At 74.0% G+C, this 2,215-nt stretch carries 4 protein-coding genes and 1 pseudogene; all 5 read left to right on the top strand.

Translation table 11 applies throughout. The features are described from left to right. Positions 1-192: pseudogene (locus H5J30_RS28530) on the top strand (class I SAM-dependent methyltransferase); the annotation flags it as partial. Between the two features lie 61 nt (positions 193-253). Next, the gene (locus H5J30_RS28525) at positions 254-664 is read left to right on the top strand and encodes a MerR family transcriptional regulator (protein WP_181790169.1); all 411 of its coding nucleotides are present in this window, start codon (positions 254-256) and stop codon (positions 662-664) included. Positions 665-677: 13 nt separating this feature from the next. Continuing rightward, positions 678-1,028 (top strand): thioredoxin family protein, encoded by a 351-nt coding sequence (locus H5J30_RS28520; protein WP_181790168.1) that lies wholly within the window; start codon positions 678-680, stop codon positions 1,026-1,028. 83 nt (positions 1,029-1,111) lie between these two features. Beyond that, a complete protein-coding gene (locus H5J30_RS28515) occupies positions 1,112-1,702 on the top strand; it encodes a hypothetical protein (protein WP_181790167.1) in 591 nt (196 codons plus the stop codon). 98 nt (positions 1,703-1,800) lie between these two features. Next, positions 1,801-2,208: a RidA family protein gene (locus H5J30_RS28510; RefSeq protein WP_181790166.1), complete on the top strand. Its 408-nt coding sequence runs from the start codon at positions 1,801-1,803 to the stop codon at positions 2,206-2,208. Positions 2,209-2,215 lie beyond the last annotated feature (7 nt).

The raw sequence follows: 2,215 nt of genomic DNA, 5'->3' as shown, positions 1-2,215 counted from the left end.
GAGGTGCGGCACCTGGACGACTGGTGGGGGCACCCGGTGGACGTGGACTTCCGCTTCCTGGAGCCGGCGGCGGTCGCCGTCCTGCTCCGGGCGGCCGGCTTCGACGTCGAGGCCACGCTGGAGCGCGCCCACTACCCCGAGGAACCCGAGACGACGCGCGCGTACGTCCTCGCCCGCCGGCCGGAGGCGTAGCCCCGCGGGCCCCGGGCCCGCGCTTGTCCTGACGTCGGCGTCAACGTCTACCGTCGGCGGTATGCGCATCGGGGAACTCGCCGAGAGAGCCGGGGTCAGCACGCGGACCCTGCGCTACTACGAGTCGCGCGGGCTGCTGCCCGCCGCCGACCGCGGCGCCAACGGCCACCGCGTGTACGGCGACGACGCGCTGCGGCTCGTCGCGCAGATCCGCACGCTGCAGGACTTCGGCTTCGAGCTGGAGGACACGCGGCCGTTCGTGGAGTGCCTGCGCGCCGGCCATCCGGCGGGCGACTCGTGCCCCGACGCACGCGCGGTGTACCGCAGGAAGATCGCCGAGCTGGACGGGCTGATGGCCGAACTGCGATCGGCGCGCGACCACCTGACCGCACAGCTGGCGCGCGCCGAGGCGCTGCCGTCGCCGTGCGGAGCGGGCGGTTCCGATACGGACCTGCCGCTGTGCGGCGGCTGACGGGAGAGGGCACATGACGACACCGCAGACACAGACGGCGGCACACGGCGTTCCGTACGTCACGGACGAGACGTTCACCGAGGAGGTGCTGCGCGCGGACGTGCCGGTGCTGGTGCAGTTCACGGCCCAGTGGTGCCCCTCGTGCAAGCAGCTCACGCCCGTCCTCGGCGCGCTCGCCGCCGAACTGGGCGACCGGGTCAAGGCGGTGCGCCTGGACGTGGACCACAACCCGCAGACGACCGTCGCCCACGGCGTCCTCGCCGTGCCGACGCTGCTCGTCTTCCAGGGCGGCGAGCCCGTGCGCTCGGTGGTCGGCGCCCGCTCGAAGGCCCGGCTGCTGAGGGACCTCGACGGCGTGATCTGACGCCGAAGGAGGGTGTCCGCCGGGCGGGGTGGTCGCCGGTGCGCCTGCGGGGCCGTACGCGTACGTGAGGCAAAACTCCGCGTATGTCTGCATACGCTCCCCGCGGCGCGTCCGGCTTCCGCCGCGCCCTCACGCTCCTCTTCGCGCCCCTCCTCACCGCCGCCGCCCTGCTCGCGGGCCCGGCCGCGGACCCCGCCGCCGCCTGCCCGGCAGGAGCCTGCGGCTCCGTCATCACCGCCCCGCTCGCACCGCCCGCCCCGGAGAGCGAGCCGTGCCCCAGCCCCGATCCCGTCGTGTGCCGGATCCGGGTGCTGCCGTGGGGCGAGAAGGTCGAGGCCCAGCAGACGCGGATGCGCTACCACGGGCTCCTGGAGGACATGCGCCGCACCGAGGCCCGGATGCGGGCGGACGGCGCCTCCGACGAGGAGATCGCCAGGAAGCTCGTCGACATGCGCAACCAGGCGAAGGAGATCACCCGCGCCGGCATGACGCCGGCGGAGGTCCGCGTCCTGGAGGAGCGCAACCAGGCCAAGTACGGCAACCCGCTCGGCCCGACCGCCGACCAGCTGTACGCCAAGTACGGCTCCTGGCCGGAGGTCATCGCCGCCTCCACCCGCACCAGCACGGCCGTCGACGAGGCCCTGAGCCTGCACTACCACCCCTGCCCCGTGTGACGCCCGCGGCTGCCGGGACCGCTCGTAAACAGGTGGCGGGCGCGGGTGCGTCCCTGCGAGGGTCGAAGCTCCATGGCCCCAGCTCAGAGGGAGTGCCCGTGCCCCGTGCCGTCACACTGATCCGGTCCGCGTCCCTGTCGGACATCGCCGAGTACGCCTACGCCGCCACTGCGCCCGCCGAGGCCCGGCTGATCTTCCTCGCCGGCGCCTGCCCGCTGGAGGCGGACGGCTCCACCGCCGCCGTCGGGGACTTCGCCGGGCAGGCGGCGAAGTCCGTCGAGAACCTGCGTACCGCACTCGCCGACGCCGGCGCGGCGCTGCCGGACGTGATCAGCACGCGCGTCCTCGTCGCCTCGACCCGGCAGGAGGACCTGGTGGCGGCGTGGCAGGTGGTACGGGACGCCTTCGGCGAACACGACGTACCCAGCACGCTGATGGGCGTCACCGTCCTCGGCTACGCCGACCAGCTCGTGGAGATCGAGGCGGTCGCCGCGGTGGTCGACTAGGGTCTGG

This window comes from Streptomyces phytophilus (genome assembly GCF_013870535.1).
Taxonomy (GTDB): Bacteria; Actinomycetota; Actinomycetes; order Streptomycetales; family Streptomycetaceae; genus Streptomyces; species Streptomyces phytophilus.
Note: the sequence above shows the minus strand (reverse complement) of the source record. Positions and strands in the feature narration are given on the sequence as shown.

Excerpts from the sequence above, each read along its gene's own strand:
- H5J30_RS28515 (WP_181790167.1), top strand. The coding sequence starts at position 1,112 with ATGTCTGCATACGCTCCCCGCGGCGCGTCCGGCTTCCGCCGCGCCCTC.
- H5J30_RS28525 (WP_181790169.1), top strand. The coding sequence starts at position 254 with ATGCGCATCGGGGAACTCGCCGAGAGAGCCGGGGTCAGCACGCGGACC.
- H5J30_RS28520 (WP_181790168.1), top strand. The coding sequence starts at position 678 with ATGACGACACCGCAGACACAGACGGCGGCACACGGCGTTCCGTACGTC.